Origin of the sequence: Candidatus Thiodiazotropha endoloripes (assembly GCF_001708965.1) — a bacterium.
Lineage (GTDB): Bacteria > Pseudomonadota > Gammaproteobacteria > Chromatiales > Chromatiaceae > Thiodiazotropha > Thiodiazotropha endoloripes.
This window is the reverse complement of sequence record NZ_LVJW01000006.1, coordinates 836827-853903: the sequence shown is the minus strand read 5'-3', so window position 1 is coordinate 853903 and position 17077 is coordinate 836827. Positions and strand designations below refer to the sequence as shown.

19 protein-coding genes and 2 tRNA genes are annotated in these 17077 nt (G+C 50.5%); 17 read left to right on the top strand and 4 right to left on the bottom strand.

The genetic code is table 11. From position 1 onward, the window contains the following. Nucleotides 1-4 precede the first annotated feature (4 nt). Entirely contained in the window at nt 5-799 is a 795-nt protein-coding gene (locus A3193_RS14485; RefSeq protein ID WP_069003549.1) for a thiazole synthase, read from the bottom strand. 44 nt (nt 800-843) lie between these two features. Beyond that, on the bottom strand, nt 844-1044 hold the full coding sequence (gene thiS / locus A3193_RS14480; RefSeq protein WP_069003550.1) for a sulfur carrier protein ThiS: 201 nt from the start codon (nt 1042-1044) through the stop codon (nt 844-846). 128 nt (nt 1045-1172) lie between these two features. Here thiS and A3193_RS14475 point away from each other — a divergent pair, with 128 nt between their 5' ends. Together A3193_RS14475 and A3193_RS14470 are read left to right on the top strand one after the other, a co-directional pair. Further along, nucleotides 1173-3005: an AMP-dependent synthetase/ligase gene (locus tag A3193_RS14475; RefSeq protein ID WP_069015147.1), complete on the top strand. Its 1833-nt coding sequence runs from the start codon at nt 1173-1175 to the stop codon at nt 3003-3005. Nucleotides 3006-3062: 57 nt separating this feature from the next. After that, a tRNA-Gly gene (locus A3193_RS14470) sits at nt 3063-3136 on the top strand. Between the two features lie 43 nt (nt 3137-3179). Here A3193_RS14470 and A3193_RS14465 read toward each other — a convergent pair. Continuing rightward, nucleotides 3180-3431: a hypothetical protein gene (locus A3193_RS14465; RefSeq protein WP_069003552.1), complete on the bottom strand. Its 252-nt coding sequence runs from the start codon at nt 3429-3431 to the stop codon at nt 3180-3182. 357 nt (nt 3432-3788) lie between these two features. Between A3193_RS14465 and A3193_RS14460 the strand changes: the two genes are divergently transcribed. The 6 genes from A3193_RS14460 (at nt 3789) to A3193_RS14435 (ending at nt 8310) form a co-directional block, all read left to right on the top strand. Beyond that, nucleotides 3789-4163: an RT0821/Lpp0805 family surface protein gene (locus A3193_RS14460; RefSeq protein WP_069003553.1), complete on the top strand. Its 375-nt coding sequence runs from the start codon at nt 3789-3791 to the stop codon at nt 4161-4163. Between the two features lie 119 nt (nt 4164-4282). Continuing rightward, the gene (locus tag A3193_RS14455) at nt 4283-4609 is read left to right on the top strand and encodes a putative signal transducing protein (RefSeq protein WP_069003554.1); all 327 of its coding nucleotides are present in this window, start codon (nt 4283-4285) and stop codon (nt 4607-4609) included. A 3-nt stretch (nt 4610-4612) separates the two neighbouring features. Beyond that, nucleotides 4613-6757, top strand: a complete 2145-nt coding sequence (locus A3193_RS14450) for an AsmA family protein (RefSeq protein ID WP_069015146.1) — start codon at nt 4613-4615, stop codon at nt 6755-6757. Then, nucleotides 6754-7878 carry an A/G-specific adenine glycosylase gene (gene mutY, locus A3193_RS14445; RefSeq protein ID WP_069015145.1) on the top strand — a complete coding sequence of 375 codons (1125 nt, stop codon included), beginning with the start codon at nt 6754-6756 and terminating at the stop codon, nt 7876-7878. The genes A3193_RS14450 and mutY overlap by 4 nt, the downstream gene beginning before the upstream one ends. After that, complete coding sequence (locus A3193_RS14440; RefSeq protein WP_069015144.1) at nt 7875-8144, top strand: oxidative damage protection protein; 270 nt, start codon at nt 7875-7877, stop codon at nt 8142-8144. Before mutY ends, A3193_RS14440 begins: the two co-directional genes overlap by 4 nt. Before the next feature lie 90 nt (nt 8145-8234). Further along, nucleotides 8235-8310: transfer RNA gene (locus A3193_RS14435), tRNA-Phe, on the top strand. Nucleotides 8311-8703: 393 nt separating this feature from the next. On the opposite strand, the gene A3193_RS14430 is transcribed toward A3193_RS14435, so the two are convergent. Further along, nucleotides 8704-9720 (bottom strand): thioredoxin family protein, encoded by a 1017-nt coding sequence (locus tag A3193_RS14430; protein ID WP_083218783.1) that lies wholly within the window; start codon nt 9718-9720, stop codon nt 8704-8706. Between the two features lie 502 nt (nt 9721-10222). Here A3193_RS14430 and A3193_RS14425 point away from each other — a divergent pair. The 9 genes from A3193_RS14425 to pyk all read left to right on the top strand — a co-directional run bounded on the left by A3193_RS14425 (nt 10223) and on the right by pyk (nt 16939). Further along, nucleotides 10223-10597: a VOC family protein gene (locus tag A3193_RS14425; RefSeq protein ID WP_069015142.1), complete on the top strand. Its 375-nt coding sequence runs from the start codon at nt 10223-10225 to the stop codon at nt 10595-10597. Between the two features lie 240 nt (nt 10598-10837). After that, nucleotides 10838-11737, top strand: coding sequence for a helix-turn-helix transcriptional regulator (locus tag A3193_RS14420; RefSeq protein ID WP_083218781.1), 900 nt, complete (start codon nt 10838-10840; stop codon nt 11735-11737). A gap of 90 nt (nt 11738-11827) precedes the next feature. Then, a complete protein-coding gene (locus A3193_RS14415) occupies nt 11828-12118 on the top strand; it encodes a putative quinol monooxygenase (protein ID WP_069015140.1) in 291 nt (96 codons plus the stop codon). 356 nt (nt 12119-12474) lie between these two features. Next, a complete protein-coding gene (locus tag A3193_RS14410; protein WP_069015139.1) occupies nt 12475-13050 on the top strand; it encodes a rhodanese-like domain-containing protein in 576 nt (191 codons plus the stop codon). A 28-nt stretch (nt 13051-13078) separates the two neighbouring features. Next, a complete protein-coding gene (locus A3193_RS14405; RefSeq protein WP_083218847.1) occupies nt 13079-13771 on the top strand; it encodes an MBL fold metallo-hydrolase in 693 nt (230 codons plus the stop codon). A 255-nt stretch (nt 13772-14026) separates the two neighbouring features. Beyond that, nucleotides 14027-14245: a universal stress protein gene (locus tag A3193_RS21115; RefSeq protein WP_071938100.1), complete on the top strand. Its 219-nt coding sequence runs from the start codon at nt 14027-14029 to the stop codon at nt 14243-14245. A gap of 140 nt (nt 14246-14385) precedes the next feature. Further along, nucleotides 14386-14643 (top strand): LysR family transcriptional regulator, encoded by a 258-nt coding sequence (locus tag A3193_RS20815; RefSeq protein WP_320410700.1) that lies wholly within the window; start codon nt 14386-14388, stop codon nt 14641-14643. Nucleotides 14644-14713: 70 nt separating this feature from the next. Next, a complete protein-coding gene (locus A3193_RS20810; RefSeq protein WP_235615007.1) occupies nt 14714-15271 on the top strand; it encodes a LysR substrate-binding domain-containing protein in 558 nt (185 codons plus the stop codon). Between the two features lie 237 nt (nt 15272-15508). Then, nucleotides 15509-16939: a pyruvate kinase gene (gene pyk / locus A3193_RS14395; protein ID WP_069015137.1), complete on the top strand. Its 1431-nt coding sequence runs from the start codon at nt 15509-15511 to the stop codon at nt 16937-16939. Nucleotides 16940-17077 lie beyond the last annotated feature (138 nt).

Below are 17077 nucleotides of genomic sequence, written 5' to 3'. Positions count from 1 at the left end.
TCCGTCAGAAAAACAGTCCGTCCGTTGGTGATGAGGCCGAGGCAAAACGCTTTGCCGGCATGCGACCGGCGAGATAGGCCTCCCGACCCGCCTGGATACCCTTCTTCATCGCCGAGGCCATCAACACCGGGTCCTGGGCTGCGGCAATGGCGGTGTTCATCAACACCCCGTCACAACCCAGCTCCATGGCAACAGCCGCATCGGATGCGGTACCCACCCCGGCATCGACCAGAATCGGCACTTTGGCATTTTCAACGATGGTGCGGATGTTGAGGCGATTGCGTACGCCAAGGCCGGAACCGATCGGTGCCGCAAGGGGCATCACGGCGGCACAACCCAGCTCTTCGAGCCGCTTGGCCATGATCGGGTCGTCGTTGGTGTAGACCATCACATCAAAACCCTCTTTGATCAGCACCTCAGCCGCTTCCAGGGTCTGCACCACGTCGGGAAACAGGGTCTGCTCATCGCCCAGTACTTCAAGTTTGACCAGATTGTGGCCATCCAGCAGTTCCCGGGCGAGACGGCAGGTGCGAATGGCTGTCTTCGCATCGTAGCAACCGGCGGTGTTGGGCAGATAGGTATATTCGCTCGGTGGCAGGGTCTCGAGGATATTCGGTTCATCCTGGTTCTGGCCGATATTGGTGCGCCGCACCGCGATGGTGACGATCTCCGCGCCACTGGCGTCGATTGCCGCGCGGGTCTCTGCCATATCCTTGTATTTGCCGGTTCCCACCAAGAGTCGGGATGTAAATGTGCGTCCGGCGACGCTAAAGCTGTCTGTCTGGTTATCGTTTGACATCGGATTCTATCTGTAGAAGTTGAACTAAAAATTCTGCCGGCAACTCAACCGCCGCCAACCGCATGGATGATCTCAATGCGGTCCTGGTCGTTGAGGAGATGGCCACTGAAAGTCGTGCGTGGGACCAACTCCTCATTGACCTCGACGGCAATGCGCTGGTCGGTCAATTCGAGTATTTCAATCAGTCCGGCCATATCCAGTGAATCAGGAATTTGCTTTTCCAAGCCGTTTAAGTAAATCTGCATCTCATATGATCTCTGTCAGGAGTAGAGTCAGGTTCCGTTTTTGGATTCTACCTCAACTCAAGGAGACAACCTACGCAAAGGACAAAATGATAACAGCCCCCAAGCTGACAGAGCCAAGAAAGGGGTGGATGCAGGAGAGAAAAGTGGATTGGAGTGAAGACCTCATACCCTTGGATCAGGCGGGAACCCTGGATGGGCTCTTTTTCCAGCGGGTGCGCCGCACACCGGATGCGGTGGCCTACCGCAACTATGATCGTACCAAAAAACAGTGGTATGAGTTGAGCTGGGATGACATGGCCCGTCATGTGGCCCGCTGGCGTCAGGCGTTGAGTGGCGAGGATCTGGAGCCGGGTGACCGGGTGGCGGTACTGCTGCGCAACAGTCCCGAGTGGGTGATGTTCGATCAGGCCGCCCTCTCGCTGGGATTGGTGGTGGTGCCCCTGTATACCGATGATCGTGCGGATGCGATCGCCTACATCCTCAAGGATGCGGCCGTAAAACTGCTGTTGGTGCAGGATACCGGGCGCTGGAACCGGATGGCGGATGTGGTGGAGGAGCTACCCGATCTGCAACGGGTGGTGGTACTCGAGACTGCCAAGCAGCCGGATCCGGGGGAGGATGATCTGGTGCGGGAAGCCGGCAACTGGTTACCGCCCCGTGGCGAAGCGCTGCAAAAGCGCAAGGCGGATCCCAACACACTGGCATCGATTGTCTATACGTCCGGCACCACCGGAAGACCCAAAGGGGTGATGTTGAGTCATTACAATATGCTCTCCATTGCTCACGCCTCGGTGACGGTGGTGGATTGCTATCAGCAGGACAGCTTCCTCTCGTTTCTGCCACTCTCCCATACTCTGGAGCGGACCGGAGGATACTATCTGCCGATGATGGCGGGTGCTTCGGTCTCATTCGCCCGCTCCATTCCACAGCTGGCGGAAGATCTGCAAACCATCCAGCCCACTGCGATTATTGCTGTACCGAGGATTTTCGAGCGGGTCTATGCCCGGGTTCAGGACCAGCTGAAACATAAACCGGCTTTTGCCCGGATGATGTTCCAGATGGCGCAGTCGGTCGGTTTCAAAGAGTTCGAATATCGCATGGGACGCCAGCGCTGGTTTCCGGGCCTGTTGGTCTATCCGCTTCTGCGACATCTGGTGTCGGCAAAGATTCTCGACAAGCTGGGCGGCCGGTTACGGGTCGCTGTGAGTGGCGGAGCCGCCATCTCACCGGAGATCGCAAGAGTGTTCCTTGGCCTGGGATTACCAATGCTGCAGGGTTACGGCCTGACAGAAACCAGTCCGGTGATCAGCGTCAACCCGATGGATAACATCAAGCCGGAGAGTGTCGGTGTACCGCTGCGCGGGGTAACCACCAAGATCGGCGAAGATGACGAGTTGCTGGTAAAAACCCCGGGCATGATGCTCGGCTACTGGAACAACCATGCGGCCACCGCCGCGATGATCGATCCACAGGGCTGGTTGCATACCGGTGACCAGGCGCGTATCGATGAAGATGGTCATATCCATATTACCGGCCGGATCAAGGATATTCTGGTGCTCTCCAACGGGGAGAAGATTCCACCATCGGACATGGAGATGGCCATTGCGCTGGATCCACTGGTGGAGCAGGCGATGGTGGTGGGTGAGGGCAAGCCCTATCTGGGTGCGCTGGTGGTGCTCAATCCGGATCTGTGGGGTGGTCTGGCTGAAGAGTTTGACCTGGATTCCTCGAATCAGGAGAGTCTGAATGATGAAAAGATTCAGGGTGTTTTTCTGAAGCGCATACGGGGCGCACTGAAGGATTTTCCAGGCTACGCCAAGATCAGGCGGGTCGCCGTGCTACTGGAGCCCTGGAGTATTGAGAACGGTCTGATGACGCCGACCATGAAGATCAAACGGCAGAAAGTCACCGAGCATCATCGGGATCTCATCGAAACACTCTATAAGGGTGGGCCGGTGTGACGAGTGGCTGGCAATTTGAGTCTGGGCTATTGTAGGATTCCCAGACGGCTCTACGCAGCGGGTGTAGTTCAATGGTAGAACTGTAGCTTCCCAAGCTACTAACGTGGGTTCGATTCCCATCACCCGCTCCATTTATCCCTCTCCGGCAGGTCAATCCGTTATTCAAGGAGCGGGTTATTCCAAACAGGCCTTTTTGTGTCTCTCAATCGCCGCATGGCGACGCTGGGGTTTGCCTTTCAACGCTTCGATCTGCTGCAGCAATTGCTCACATTTCTCAGACTCGCTCTGCTGTTGTGGCGGCGGCTCGGTAAAGGGGTGTGCTTTGGGTTCGAACATCACTGACTCACCCCGTTCGGCGAGGGCGCTGGAGAGCGGTAGCGCGAACAGTGTCAGTAGCAGGATCAATCGAGTTGGATGGTATCTCATATTCTCTCTGTTGCACCGTTAAATCGTATTCAGATCGGATTGGCGGAAGCAGGAAAGTGCCGTGGTAGAGCAGTGATGATCTCATCTGTTCTATCCTGGTCCAGCTACAGGGTCCATACACATGGAACCAATGTATCACTAAATTTACATAATGTTACACAGTCAAAGTGGGGATATTCTTTTGTATGCCTTGATAGGATGTATGATTTAAGCTATTCAGCAAAGCTGGACGATAACCAAGTTGACTACCGTTCACTCAGAAGCCGGCTGTCAGCCGATTCATATTCAGGCACCGCTTGGCCCCGTTGGGTGAGTGATGAATGGGCCTGAGACGAAGTGGAACCGCAGGGGGTGCTCGTGAATACAATCAAAAACCTGGTCGCCGTCATCACCTTGATGGCGCTGACTGCATCGGCTTCGGCACTGGGGCTTCGATTGGAGGAGTCCACTCCAATCAAATATTTTACCAAAGAGGATTGGAGTCAGGCCAAACAGGTGGCGAAAACGGCCCTTGAGCAGGGTAAACCGGATGAAACCTTTGACTGGCATAATGAGTCTACCGGTCATAGTGGCTCCTACACGGTATTGCGCCAAGTGGAGATCGATGGGCGGAGCTGCCGGGACCTGCTGATAAAACATCAGGCTGGACCGGCCAATGCCCGTGGTGATTACCGCTTTTGCCAGATGCAGAGCGGCGAGTGGAAGACCATGGGCAGAGCCCCCTCCAACTGACATTTCGGGTGGCCGGTACAATATACTTAATACTATGTTTTTAAATAAAAATATGCCTTTTTCATGGGGGTTTTCCAGGTCTGAATTCATACCGTTTGAATTGATGGTATGCAGCAAAGATGATTGAGCTGTTTCAGGCGCAGGACCGGATTGAGGCGCAGATGCTGAAGGATTACCTGCAGGATCGGGGAATCGAATCAGTGATACTCAATGATCACCTCAGTGGCGCACTGGGTGAACTACCGGCTAATATATTCCCAACGCTTTGGTTATTGGAAGACCAGGACCTGAGCAAGGCCAGGCAGCTGAAAGAGCAGTTTTTAAATCTGCATGCCTCGAAGGTCGCCGCATGGCGCTGCCCGGCCTGCGGCGAGCAGATCGATGGTGGGTATGAGATTTGCTGGAATTGTTCCACCCCTGGCCCAAAAGATAACAATAAGGAGTAGAGGATGGGTAAAATCCTGAAAGTGTTAGGCTGGTTGGTCGGAATGGTTGTGATACTGGTTATCGCAGCAATCATCCTGATCCCGATGTTTGTCGATCCCAATGACCACAAAGATCGTATTGTTGCCGAAGTGAAACGGGCCACGGGCAGGGATCTGACCATCAGTGGCGATATCGGCCTGTCTGTATTTCCCCGTTTGGCTCTGGAGCTGAACGGCCTGACCCTGAGCAATGCACCTGGCTTCAACGGTTCCGAGTTCGCTTCGGTCAAGCACGCCTCGGTAAGAGTCAATCTACTGCCTCTGTTGTTCAAACAGCTGCTTGAGGTGGATACGGTGCAGGTGGATGGGGCCAGGCTGAATCTGGCGAAAAGCAAAAACGGCATCACCAACTGGGAGGATATGGCCGGTGGCAAGGCGACAGGGAAGAAGCCGGGTTCCGCTCCTGAGGCTGGTAAGTCCGGAGACATGAATCTACTCGCTTTCACCATTGGTGGTCTGAATATCAATCAGGCGAGTGTTGCCTGGGACGATCAGTCCACCGGTGAACGTTACTACGTGGACAACATCCAGTTGGAGACAGGCGAGGTGGCGCCTGGTGAACCGGTGGATCTGAAGTTCAGCCTCTCGGCCGGCAGTCAAAAGCCGGCGATGGACGGTAAACTCTCGATGACCACCCAGCTGGTGGTAAATCCGGACAGCCAGTCGGTCGGTATGGATGATCTGGATCTTGATGTTGAGGTGAAGGGTGAGGGTTTACCCGAAAAGGGGGTGGCTGTTTCACTGCAATCGGATCTGTCGCTCAACATGAGCAGTGGCACTCTGGATATCCAGGACCTCAGCCTGGAATCGGGAAACCTCAAACTGACCGGCCGTCTGGAAGGTCTGGATATCCAGAACAATCCCAGTATGAAGGGAGAGCTTCGTCTGGCTGAATTCAACCTGAGGGAGTGGATGGAGCAGTTCGGTATGCCTGCACCGGATACTGCCGATGAGACCGTGCTTGAGAAACTTCAGTTCTCCACCAGCTTCGTCGCCAATCCCGAACAGTTGCAACTGAACGACCTGGTGGCGACCCTGGATCAGACCAACTTAAGGGGCAAATTTGAGATTGTCGATTTTGCCGATCCCACCTATCTGTTCAATCTGGATGTAAACAGCATCAATCTGGATCGCTATCTTCCCCCATCCAGTGAACAGGCATCTCCACCCGCCGGACGTCCGGGTAAACAGAAAGGGGGCGAAGAGCAGCCTCTGTTTCCGACCGAGATGTTAAGAAAATTGAAGCTCAACGGCACCATCCGGATCGACAATCTGACAGTCAACAATCTCCACTCCGAGGCGATTCTGGTGAAGCTCAGAAGCCGGGACGGCAAGCTCAGCGTGGATCATGAGATCGGCCGGTTTTACGATGGCCTGCTGAAGGGTGATATGGAGCTGGATGTAAAAGGCGCCAAGCCCCGTTTGAAGCTGAATCAGTCGATATCGAGAATATTGTCCGGTCCGCTGCTGAAAGACCTGACCGGGGAGGATACCCTGCTGGGCAGTGGTGATCTGGAGATGGCCCTGACCAGCCAGGGAGAGACCATCAGTCAGCTCAAGAGAGGTTTGAATGGGGATGTTTCATTCGACTTTCGCGATGGGGCTGTGAAGGGTTTCAATCTGGCGAAAATGATCCGTGATACCAAAGCCCGCCTGAGCGGTGAGCCGATCCCGGTTCTGAATGAGCCGGAGCAGACCGATTTTTCCGAGCTGACCGGCGTGGCCAAGATCGTCAACGGAGTGGTCAACAATCAGCGTCTACACGCCAAGTCACCCTATATCCGGCTGGAAGGTAGCGGCAAAGCCTATCTGCTTGAAGAGCGGCTCAAATATACAATCCGACCGGTCATCGTGAATACCTCAACCGGCCAGGGAGGCAAGACGCTGGAGGATTTGAAAGGTATTCCAATTCCGGTGAAGATCAAAGGCAACTGGAATGATCCCGAGTTCTCGGTTCAGCTCTCCAAGATTCTGGAAGAGCAGCAGAAGGCCAAGCTGAAAAAGAAATTTGATGACAAGATCGACGAGAAGGTCAGCGAAGAGCTGGAAGAGAAGCTGCCCGAAGAGCTGCAGGATCAGTTGAAGGACAAGCTGAAAAACCTGCTTTGAGCAACACGCCTGCAGCGGCTCTTCCCGACAGCGCAGAGAGCTGCAGATTCGCCAAGCAGGTTCTCGGCTGGTTTGCCCAACATGGCCGTACGCACCTCCCCTGGCAGAATCCCCGGAACCCCTATCGGGTATGGGTCTCCGAGATCATGCTGCAGCAGACCCAGGTCACTACGGTGATCGACTACTTCAATCGTTTCATGGAGAGCTTTCCCGAGCTGAAATCTCTGGCCGAGGCGGATTCAGATCTGGTCATGCACCACTGGTCCGGATTGGGTTACTACGCCCGGGCGCGCAACCTGCACCGCTGTGCTCAACTGGTGATGGCCGGACACCAGGGTAAGCTGCCGAAGGATCTTGAAAGCCTGCAATCCCTGCCCGGTATCGGACGCTCCACCGCCGGGGCAATCCGCTCGCTGGCGTTCGGGCACTATGCGCCGATTCTGGACGGCAATGTGAAACGGGTACTGGCCCGCCACTATGCCGTCGAAGGCTGGCCAGGGGAGGCGGCGGTATTGAAACGGTTGTGGCAGCTGAGCGAACATCTTACACCTCAGTATCAGTGCGCCGATTACAACCAGGCTATGATGGATCTAGGTGCACTGGTCTGTGTTCGTACGAAACCCCTCTGCGGTGCCTGCCCACTGGCGCAGAGCTGTGTGGCCAGAGCGCGGGGAGAGATCGATCGATATCCCGGTAAAAAGGCCAAATCGAGTAAGCCGGTACGCTCAGCTCAACTGCTGGTGGTGCTGGATGATACTGACAATGTCCTACTGCAGAAACGGCCGCCCAGCGGCATCTGGGGTGGTTTGTGGAGTCTGCCCGAGTGCCCGACTGAGCAGCTTGGAGAGCCCTGGTGCCAGGCCAATCTGGGGTTGCAGGTGAAGCAGCTCTGCCAATTGAGCTCCCGTCGCCACACGTTCAGCCACTTTCACCTGGATATCACCCCGGTTGTGTTGAGATTGGAAAAAACACTCAAAGCGGTCATGGATGAGAGTTCCCTGGTTTGGTATAACCTGTCGCTACCTGAGGATCTCGGTCTGGCGGCGCCGGTGTCGACGATCCTGCAACAGATCGATCCAAAGATCCCGATCGTCGTAAACAATGAAGGAGAGGCCAGATGAGCCGTACTGTAGAATGTGTCAGATTGAAACGAGAGGCCGAAGGGCTGGATCGCCTGCCCTATCCAGGTGAGCTGGGGCAGCGGATTTTCGATAGTGTCTCCAAAGAGGCCTGGCAGGAGTGGTTGCGGCATCAGACCATGCTGATCAATGAAAACCGCCTTAGCCCGATGGACCCAAAGGCAAGAAAATTTCTCGAAGAGCAGATGGAGCAGTTCTTTTTCGGTGAAGGTTCGGAGCTGCCAGCGGATTACAAACCCCAGGCCTGAACAAGCCTCTTAAGCCAAATCGGGGCACGAGAATGGCAATCCAACTTGACTCGGCCCTGTAACCTCGGTTTAATACGGCCCTCTCACCGAGGCCAGGTAGCTCAGTCGGTAGAGCAGGGGACTGAAAATCCCCGTGTCGGCAGTTCGATTCTGTCCCTGGCCACCATATTAAACAATGGCTTATCCGTCTCCATATCCCTGTCTATCGAGTAGTTGTGTGATTTTAGTATGAGATCAGCAATTGCTTGGTCCATGCAAAATTACCAGTTCAAGCTTTCCATCTTCACAGTCACAGATTATTTTTGTCACATCATGCGGCCGGGACAGCTCAGCTGCTGATTGGTTGGTTATGATCTGTTTCCTGCAGCTCTCCTGGTGATCTTTAAAACTCACTCAGGAAGTATGCAGGTCGTTTCCTCATGAGCCGATGCTCTCTAGCAATTTCCGCTTGTTCATAGAACCTATGTGCTCAGGCGTACAGTCCTGTGCCCCAGAGCGGACAGTGGCATTGTATAGAGCTTGAGGCAACTGTGGAGCCGAAGATCTATTGCGTGAGGATTTACCTCGACAGGTCGATGTTTTCGCCTGCAGCCAACAGTTCCTCGGTGCGGCGCGCCGAGTAGGTTGGGTAGTCTTCTTTCTTGTAGCTGCCACTGCTGATCCAGCGAAAGCCTTCCTTGAAATGGTGACGGAACAGCAAGCTGTCGTAGCGACGTAGCAGTTTGCCGTCGGCGAATAGTGCCACCCCGGGGCGATAAGTCATCTGCAATTGGCTCGCCCATTCTGCTGGAGTCGTGGTATTGCCATCAACGTCGACCAGTGGTGCTTTGGATGAAGCATCCAAGCGTAAAATGGTGAACTTTTTTAGTTCTTTGATCACGGCCTCATCGGCCAGGGTGTGCTGGTGGAATTCGACGCAATCATGACACTGACTGTCTTCGAAGATCACAGCCAATGGCCCACTTACGCTGGATAAGTCGGTCAACTCACTAAACAGTTCGTTGGGGCGCAGGCTGTAGACACTCGTTTTTAGCTCCTGCTGCAGATAGGTGGCTAGTTTTTGTTGTTTATAAATCTTATCGGCCACGTAGTGTAGAATGTGTTTGAAACGATCCGGTGACCGGTAGCCATCGACACGCACCACCGGTTTGTTGTTTGTGTCAAGGAAGATGATGCCTGGTGTTGCCCACACGTTGAGTTGTTCTGATAGCTTCTTTTCTGTAGTTGAAAGTTCTTCGTTGAAGGCGATCTCACGGTCACCGCGAACGTTGATGGTAATGACATCGAAATGTTCCTGGATGTAACTCATCAGCGGGTCGGCCTCAAATATCTCACTGAGCATGCGATCACAATAGGGACAACCATTGAGCTGGAAAAACAGCAGTACATGTTTGCCTGAATCGTTGGCTTCGTCCACATCGTCTGCAATTTCCAGGAAGCTCTCTTTGAACCAGTCCGGCGCTGAGTGCGCGACACCTCCTGTTATCTCCCCGCGCTTAGTGGTATCGGCATTGGCAAGGCCATGCCCTAGGGTGAGAAAAAGAGTGAGCATTATAGACAACTGAAACTGGTGCATGATGTTCTCTCGCGTTATTTGAAGTCCATCGGCTAAATCAATCAGGCAGTATAGCAAATGACTTGATGTTGTTATCGGTTGGCTCTATTTCACAAGCCGAGTTGTAACAGTGGTAAGTTTAACAACATAGCGTATCTATTTGCGTTAACTTTGCGTGAATGAGTATTGTATGATCATGTTGCGCTATGTGAAAGTGATGACAATACTTGTAAGTTTTTGAAAAATATAATATGGATTTGAGTTGCTATTTAAAAGCCACGGAGTAGATAGTTCGGTTCATTTCCATATCTTTTGTAACAGTGCTATGTGAGTTGCTTTCTGAAAAAGAGCCTATGAAATAGACACAATACCCCCCCCCTGGATTAGTGTTAACAGGCCCTAGGGAGGGGGCTTCAAAGTGAAGTGGGCTAACCCATATAGGAGAAATTGGATCAACTATCGGATCTCTGTATGGTTGGTATACGTTGTTATACGTGTATAAACAAGTGATTAAGGGTGTCGTATGATAAATATCTCAGTGAGTATTGATGTCTCAAATCTGAAACAGGCCGAGGACTTTTATATTAATGCATTGGGTTGCAAGAAACTCAGGGATCAGGGTCCAGATATGTCGGTCATTTCAGCGGGAAATTGTGATCTATATCTTCAGCAAAAGGAACCTGGTTCAAATCCACTTCTGTCAGGTGAGATTGTTCGTGATTATGAGCGCCATTGGACGCCGGTTCATTTAGACTTTCTTGCGCAAGATGTTGATGGGCTGGTAAAGCAAATAGTTCAATATGGTGGTTATCATGAAGGTGGAGATAGTGGGGTATGGGGGACTATTGCCTATTGTGCTGATCCATTCGGAAACGGTTTCTGTGTTATTAATGAGTGAGATCATCGTGCTGTCAATGGGGCGATAGTAGTTTTACATCATGCGCTTTGCTGATTCGATTTGGCGCTAGTCAGGTGAAGTGACTTTTTTATCGGTAAAGGGGTGTAATAAGCAGTTGTCTTTTCTCCTGTGTAGACCAGTAGAAGAGATGGTTGTTATTGGTTTTGGAAAGGATTTAATCCGTTTACTTATCCGGTTGTATCAGTATTGGTTGAGTAACAACTGCATATATGAGGACGTATGAATCGGCAAATGGCTTTGGCTCACTATTGTGAAGATAATATTCTTGTAATACCTAATGATCTGTTTGGTTTGAGGGATATCAAACCGGTTCTCTTTAATGTTGAATCCTCTATCTTTTACAAAGACCTAGAGTCGGATCTTGTTAACATTGAATTTCATACACGAGTGCCCTGTATTCTCTACCTCCAAGCTGGGCGCGAAGTTATTACAACCTCAGAAAATCAATCGATCGAAATTGGTCCAGGCGAGGTTTTATATCTACCAAAGGGTCTCAATCTACATTCAGACTACTTTCATGCTGGGAAAGGACTGAATGCGTTTCTTTTGTTCATTGGCTCAGATGTGTTGGCTAAATTTCTCTCTGTCGGCGAGGTGCCTTCAGCTAAGAAGCTAAATGAAGATGCAATCGTCAAACTGAAAGCCAGCCGTGCAGTGCAGAGATATTTTACTGCTTTTGAGACTATATATAACAGTTTGGATAACCCATCGCATCTTCTCGAGATAAAACTGTTGGAAATACTCCATTTGCTTGATATCAAAGACGGCGGTCAGCTGCGGGCCAGTTTGTTAGCTGTTCAAAAAGGTGGTTTAAAAAGAAATATTAAACGTATGATGGATCAATACGCGATCTCCAATTTGAGTGCAAAGCAACTCGCTGTATTGTCTGGCCGCAGTCTGTCGACCTTTAACAGGGAGTTCAAAGCGCTCTATGGAACCACCCCAAAACAGTGGTTGATCGATCGGCGTATTGAACATGCCCATGAGTTGCTATCCACGGAACAGTGGTCAGTGACAGATACTGCTATCAAAGTGGGTTACAGTAACGTTTCTCACTTTATCGCTGCGTTCAAGAAGAAATACGCTAAAACCCCTTATGAAATAAAACAACAAACGTGACCAGAAAACCGTATTTTTGATGATTTATAGGTAGTTTGAGTTTTAATGGGGTTCTAATCTATCTCCTCAATACATTGACTGGAGGGGGAAATGAGAAAAAAAGTGATCATAAAATCTAGGGTTAAAGAGGGTGTTTTAGATAGGTTTCTTCCATTTTTGGAGAAGAACCTGCCCAATGTCAGAGGTTTCTCGGGTTGTCTGAAGGTGGCTGTGCTGTTTGATAGCGACTCCAGAAACTTGATCTTTGATGAGGCTTGGTTGTCAATAAAGCGGCATCGTAACTATTTGGATAGCATTGAAAATAACGGTGTTATGGATGAGTTGGTTTCTTATTTAGAGTCTCCTCCGAAAGTTGAATATTACGATCATTTGGAACTGTGACCACTATCATGCTCCTGTTCATATGGCAGATTACCGCTACCGCAAAGCGGTGGCGGCTGAATAACCATTGCCACACTGATACTGCTAACGTTACTGCGCAGTCCTGAAAACGTTGAGTGTTACTCATCTTATATTTACTCAGAAAAATCCCTTCGGATTGTGTGTTCAATGATGGTTGAAAAGTGACTTTCAGTCATCATTTTCCTTAGATATATCTGCTCCGGGAACCCTATTGCTACTGTCTGGTTATAGCTCGGAAATTTCGAGCTTAATGCATAAAGGAATCGAATTTTAATCTGATGTTGTTGCCTATACCATCTAATACAAGGTCAATATTGAATTAGAGGCGGTATTTCATGTCCACAAAGAGAGTACCAACAATTTCGCCGTCAGATCTGTTTGGCAAGCAGGATCAGGGTATGAAGATAGAGCTTATTGATCTACGAACGGCTGCTGAGTACAGAGGTAGTCATATACCTGGATCAAGATTGTTGAGTCTTGATGAAATCAGTGATGAATCCCTTGCTCAACAGCTTGGTCAACCAAAAGAAAGGGGCCAGGCCTCAATCTATCTTACCTGTAAAAGTGGTTTCCGTGCAGAACAGGCAGCAGATAAGTTGCTTGGCTCCGGCTATCAGAATCTTGTGCTTGTGGAAGGTGGTACAGATGGCTGGGAAAAGTCAGGTCTGCCAATAAAGCGATGTACAGGAGTCATCTCATTGGAGCGGCAGGTACAGATTGTTATAGGCAGCATACTTCTTACGAAAGTAGTATTTGGATTTGCGCTGCATGAGTTGTTCTTCCTGGCTGGGGCATTGATTGGTGCAGGCTTGATCATGGCCGGGATTACTCGCTGGTGTGGAATGGCCAAATTGGTAGCAATGTTACCTTGGAACAGAAATGCCAATTGCAGTGAAAAGGCGTTGGTTTGATATGAATTAGAACGTAGGAGTTATGCAGATGATTTTCCGTCAGCTTTTCGACCATGAGTCTTCCACTTATACCTATTTGCTTGCACAGCGCATAGGAGGTGAAGCGTTACTGATCGACCCGGTAAAATCCAACGTGGACCAGTACATACAATTAGTGCGAGAAATGGATTTGAAGTTGGTGTTTGCGGTTGATACGCATATCCATGCAGATCATGTGACCGGTATTGGTGAACTGAGGCAGAGTACTGGATGTACCAGTGCAATGGGTGAGATGTCCAATACTGATTGTGTATCGCTCCATTTCAATGAGGGTGACAAACTCAAGGTGGATAATCTATATCTGGATATACTCTATACGCCAGGGCATACAGATGACTCCTACAGCTTTGTCATGGCGGACCGGGTGTTTACCGGCGATACATTATTGATTCGTGGCACCGGACGTACTGATTTTCAAAATGGCGATCCGGCTGATCAATATGACAGTCTGTTTGAAAAGTTGCTGAAGCTTCCTGAGCAGACACTTGTCTATCCGGCACATGACTATAACGGCATGACAGTGAGTACCATTCATGAAGAGAGGCTGTTTAATCCAAGACTGCAGATCGCGGATAAACAGTCCTATGTGGAAATCATGAACAATCTGCAGCTGGATAATCCACGTCTGATGGATGTGGCTGTTCCGGCGAATCGTAAATGTGGCCTGAAGTCTGCTGCCTAGGCAACGGACTCTTTGAGATTCTCATCCTGGCGCCTGCGAATGATAACTGTTCCTCGCTTGTAAAGGACCTGGCCTCATCCCTGGCGCGCTGGGAATCGACTCAGCTTAGTGTGGTGCATGCCTGAAAAATAAAAGGTGAATCGATATTGCGTGCTGGTCGCTTCCGTCTCTCGCAGAGTGAATTCAATCTATTGATCAATATGACTGAAATGAGTCACAAGAGAAAACTTCAGGCTACTACTCAAAAGCTATGGTATGACATCGGATGATGCGGTAATAGAGCTGGTACATGGCGATGCCTCAAAAGTGATTCATGAGCTGTCAGATAGTCTCAATGCAGACCTGATCGTTATGGGTACTGTGGGAAGAACTGGTGTGCCGGGGCTGTTAGCGGTAATACGGCAGAGGATGTATTACGGAATAGCAAAGCATCGATGCTCGCGGTCAAATCGCAAAATTTTGTGTTACCGGTAAAATGAATTGCGTTAATCAACAAGGTCGATTTAACTCAAGGTTCATTCATGGTGACCCAAGTCGTTGGCTGATTGCTGCAACTGTTGGCCTGTGTGGTTTGTCTGTCTGACCTGGAGGATATATGCAGAATCTCAAACTGAATCTTAAACATCTGCGCTGTCGCCAGTCACGGTACGATTGTACAGGCAGCGGAGGCACTCTTTATTACGCCTCAGACGATCAGTGGCCAGTTGAGAGAGTTGGAGTCACAGGTTGGCAGTGAACTGTTTCGTAAAGAGGGGAGGCGTTTGGTGTTGACTGAAACCGGACGGCTGGTCTTCTCCTACGCGGATGAGATGTTTCGTCTTGGTATCGAACTGAGGATATGCTCTCCGGCCGTACTCAGGGAACGGCCATAACACTCAAAGTGGGTGTTGCCATGGTCGTCCCCAAGCTGCTTGCCTATCGTGTGCTCGAACCGTGTTGAAGATGCAGGATCCAGTAAAACTGATCTGTCATGAAGCGCCACTGGTGGACTTGCTGGCCGATCTCTCGGTACATAAACTCGATATGGTGTTGGCCGACAGTCCGATCAATCCCACGCTGAATATACGTGCCTATAATCAAGCCTTGGTTGAAAGTGGCATTACATTTTTTGCCGCCCCTGATGATGCCCGACGATTACGCAGCGAATACCCTGTCAGTCTGCATGGGCAGAACATATTAATGCCAAGCAGTGGCAGTAGCCTGAGACGCAATCTGGAAATCTGGTTCCAGCGCCAGCAGATCGAACCGATGGTGGTCGCGGAATTTGAGGATTGGGCGTTAATGAAGACCTTTGGTGAACGCGGCACAGGGGTGTTTACCTCTCCAACCGTTGTGGAGCAGGATGTGATAGACAAGTATCGAGTGCAGGTTGTGGGGCGTTCCGATGAAATAACCGAGAGCTTCTTTGTGACATCCCCTGAACGGCACATCAAACACCCGGCAATCAATACCATTACTCAGACGGCAAAAAATGATCTATTCAAGTCGTGTTGTTGGTAACAGCTTGACGATAGCGAATGATAACGCCGCTGGGTGAAAACAGTCCCAGACCTTCAGGCACAGCAGTGCCTACTAAATGAGTGTTAACAGACCCTAGAATCGTCTTGAAGGTGCCGATGGAGCTTACGCTGATCTAGTGGCAGAAATGTGACAGATTATTTTAATACCTGATAATAATAACTTCATCAAAGATCATTAAAATAGCATGCTTCAAAGAGAGATGAAGAGTGCAAATCAGTGATATACCCAAGCAACAAAGTCAAGATTATTGGCACCATCGGTCCGGCTTCCGATTCTGAAGAGGTCATGCAGCGGCTGTTGCTGGCAGGTATGAATGTCGCCCGTTTGAATTTTTCCCATGGGGATTTTTCCACACATCAGGAGAATATTCTTAAACTACGCCGAGCGGCAGAGAAAACGGGAAAACGGCTTGCGATCATGGCTGATCTTCCAGGGCCGAAAATGCGCATCGGAGAGATACCAGGAGGAGCGGTGGAGCTACATATCGGTGATAAGTTGACTCTTACCACGGATGAAATAGCGGGTGATAATCGACGTGTCTCGGTTAGCCTTAAGCAACTACCGAAAATTGTTACGGTGGATGACAAGCTGTTTTTGAATGATGGCCTGATATCACTCAAGGTGGAAGCTGTCGAGGGTACCGAGGTTCATTGTGAAGTGCGTGCTGGAGGGGAGCTATCATCAAGAAAGGGCTTGAATCTGCCTGGTATTGATCTGGGATTCGGGGCCTTTACCGAACATGATCGCGAATGTCTGCAGTTTGCCTTGCAAGCGGGTGTGGATGCGGTGAGTCAATCCTTTGTCTCTGATGGTGGCGATATTGAGAATCTGCTGGCCGCTGCGGATGAAATTGGCCATAGACCTTTCGTTATTGCAAAGATCGAAAGATTGGAGGCTTTGGAGAATCTGGAGTCGATTCTGGAAATCTCTGACGGGATCATGGTGGCGCGTGGGGATCTTGGTGTCGAGATACCGATTTCGCGCATGGCAGTGATACAGAAAGATTTGATGGAGCGAGCCAATCACATGGGGAAACCGGTGATCACCGCCACCCAGATGCTCGAATCGATGACGGCACATCGAAGGCCGACGCGAGCGGAGGCTACAGATGTGGCGAATGCCATTCTGGATGGTACGGATGCAGTGATGCTGTCTGCTGAATCTGCAATGGGGCGTTATCCGGTGGAAGCGGTAGAAATGCTTGCCAGGATTGCTGCAGATACAGAGCCGAGTCGGAATATGCTTGTGCGTGAAGAGCGGATGCCACGTAATCACGGCTTTCTACCTACAGATCTGATTGCCCATTGTGTGCAGCAGGCAGTGATCAAACTCGACCCTACAGCTGTAATTGTACCTACACGCTCTGGGGCTACAGCACGGAGTATTACCCGTTATCGTCTGCCGGTCTGGATAAATGCATTCAGTACGGAAGAGGCGGTCTGTCAGGCATTGCAATTTTCCTATGGCGTCTTTCCGCTTAAAGTGGAGAAAGATCTACAGGACTGGGGGGCTTTTACCTGTCGCTGGCTGCATGAAAAAGGCCTAAAAAGTGGTCTTGCCATTCTTACCCAGGGTCCATCGCCGGAGAACCCTGGCGCCAGTTACAATCTGCAGATTGCAGATCTGTCATCCTGCCGTATCGAGTAGCGATTATCGGATTAATCCGGCGAAAAGCGACATTGTTGTGATGTTATCCGGATAGTAGTGATCCGATAGTTGGTCATTTCTCCTGACTAATCATGGATTCATTTGAGCTGTTGCATCATATGTTGTGCCACAGGACTG

Excerpts from the sequence above, each read along its gene's own strand:
- A3193_RS14485 (WP_069003549.1), bottom strand. The coding sequence starts at position 799 with ATGTCAAACGATAACCAGACAGACAGCTTTAGCGTCGCCGGACGCACA.
- thiS (WP_069003550.1), bottom strand. The coding sequence starts at position 1,044 with ATGCAGATTTACTTAAACGGCTTGGAAAAGCAAATTCCTGATTCACTG.
- A3193_RS14475 (WP_069015147.1), top strand. The coding sequence starts at position 1,173 with ATGCAGGAGAGAAAAGTGGATTGGAGTGAAGACCTCATACCCTTGGAT.
- A3193_RS14465 (WP_069003552.1), bottom strand. The coding sequence starts at position 3,431 with ATGAGATACCATCCAACTCGATTGATCCTGCTACTGACACTGTTCGCG.
- A3193_RS14455 (WP_069003554.1), top strand. The coding sequence starts at position 4,283 with ATGATTGAGCTGTTTCAGGCGCAGGACCGGATTGAGGCGCAGATGCTG.
- A3193_RS14450 (WP_069015146.1), top strand. The coding sequence starts at position 4,613 with ATGGGTAAAATCCTGAAAGTGTTAGGCTGGTTGGTCGGAATGGTTGTG.
- A3193_RS14440 (WP_069015144.1), top strand. The coding sequence starts at position 7,875 with ATGAGCCGTACTGTAGAATGTGTCAGATTGAAACGAGAGGCCGAAGGG.
- A3193_RS14430 (WP_083218783.1), bottom strand. The coding sequence starts at position 9,720 with ATGCACCAGTTTCAGTTGTCTATAATGCTCACTCTTTTTCTCACCCTA.
- A3193_RS14425 (WP_069015142.1), top strand. The coding sequence starts at position 10,223 with ATGATAAATATCTCAGTGAGTATTGATGTCTCAAATCTGAAACAGGCC.
- A3193_RS14420 (WP_083218781.1), top strand. The coding sequence starts at position 10,838 with ATGAATCGGCAAATGGCTTTGGCTCACTATTGTGAAGATAATATTCTT.
- A3193_RS14415 (WP_069015140.1), top strand. The coding sequence starts at position 11,828 with ATGAGAAAAAAAGTGATCATAAAATCTAGGGTTAAAGAGGGTGTTTTA.
- A3193_RS14410 (WP_069015139.1), top strand. The coding sequence starts at position 12,475 with ATGTCCACAAAGAGAGTACCAACAATTTCGCCGTCAGATCTGTTTGGC.
- A3193_RS14405 (WP_083218847.1), top strand. The coding sequence starts at position 13,079 with ATGATTTTCCGTCAGCTTTTCGACCATGAGTCTTCCACTTATACCTAT.
- A3193_RS21115 (WP_071938100.1), top strand. The coding sequence starts at position 14,027 with ATGACATCGGATGATGCGGTAATAGAGCTGGTACATGGCGATGCCTCA.
- A3193_RS20810 (WP_235615007.1), top strand. The coding sequence starts at position 14,714 with ATGCAGGATCCAGTAAAACTGATCTGTCATGAAGCGCCACTGGTGGAC.